This window comes from Streptomyces sp. FH025, from assembly GCF_017427025.1.
In the GTDB taxonomy this organism is placed as follows: domain Bacteria; phylum Actinomycetota; class Actinomycetes; order Streptomycetales; family Streptomycetaceae; genus Kitasatospora.
In genome coordinates this window covers 1-1079 of the sequence record NZ_JAFLNG010001220.1, presented here as the reverse complement: position 1 = coordinate 1079, position 1079 = coordinate 1, and the positions used below count along the sequence as shown (strand labels likewise).

The 1079-nt window shown below is 74.2% G+C and carries 1 protein-coding gene and 1 pseudogene; both read right to left on the bottom strand.

Annotated elements, in window-relative coordinates:
• Window positions 1-899 (bottom strand): serine/threonine-protein kinase (locus J0670_RS38540; RefSeq protein ID WP_307806880.1); only part of this gene is annotated, 899 nt, incomplete at its 3' end.
• A pseudogene (locus J0670_RS38535) lies at window positions 896-1079 on the bottom strand (hypothetical protein); the annotation flags it as partial. The pseudogene J0670_RS38535 and the gene J0670_RS38540, both read right to left, overlap by 4 nt.

Here is a 1079-nt window from a genome sequence, read left to right as displayed (position 1 = left end):
CCCCCGCCGCGCCAGGAGCCGGGCGCGGCGGCCGCGCGCACCTCGGCGACGAACTGCAGGCAGCTGTCGTAGCGCTCCCCGGGTGTCTTGGCGAGCGCCCGGCCGACCACCGCCGCGACGGCCTCCGACAGGTCGGGCCGGTACTCGCGCAGATCGGGCGGCGGGTCGTTGAGGTGGGCCCAGAGCAGTGCGAGGTCGCTCTCCTGGCGGAACGGCGGGGTGCCCGCGAGCATCTCGAAGACCACGCAGCCGAGGCTGTACTGGTCGCAGCGCCCGTCCAGCGGCTGGCCGGAGATCTGCTCGGGCGCCGCGTAGTCCAGCGTCCCGACGATCTGGCCGACGGTGGTCAGTCCGCTCAGTGACAGGGACTTCTTGGTGAGCCCGAAGTCGGCCAGGTACAGGTGCTCGGGGTGCTCGCTGTCCGTCCCGGCGGCGACCAGGACGTTGCCCGGTTTGACGTCCCGGTGCACCAGGTCGTGGTCGTGCGCGGCGTCCAGCGCGGAGGCGATCTGCAGGGCCAGCCGGGCGGCGCGCTCGATCGGGAGGCGGCCGTCCCGGTCGATCAGTTCGCGCAGGTCACCGCCCTCGACGTAGCGCATCGCGAGGTACAGGATGCCGTCGTGCTCGCCCGCCCCGAAGACCGGGATGATGTGCGGGTGGTCGATCGCCGCGGCCGCCTCGGACTCGTGCATGAAGCGTCGCCGGAACACCTCGTTGCGGGCCAGCTCGGGGGCCAGCAGCTTGACCGCGACGGTCCGGCCGAGCCGCAGGTCCTTGGCCCGGTAGACCACGGCCATCCCGCCGCGCCCGATCTCGCTCTCCAGCCGGTAGCCCGCGACCTGCCGCCCGACCAGGCCCGAGGGCAGACCGGTGGTGGTGGGCGGGCCGGCGTGGGTCACGGCTCGCCGGTCTCGGTCGGCGCGTACGGGACGTTGGTCGGCGCGTACGGGGTGTGCCGCGGCGGCGGGGTCGTCGGCGCGGGCGAGGGCTCTTCGGCGGCCGCGTACGTCTGGAGCTCCAGCCCGTCGCAGTAGCACCAGCGGTCGTGCGCCGGGTCGAACACCCAGAGCGCCTCGCCG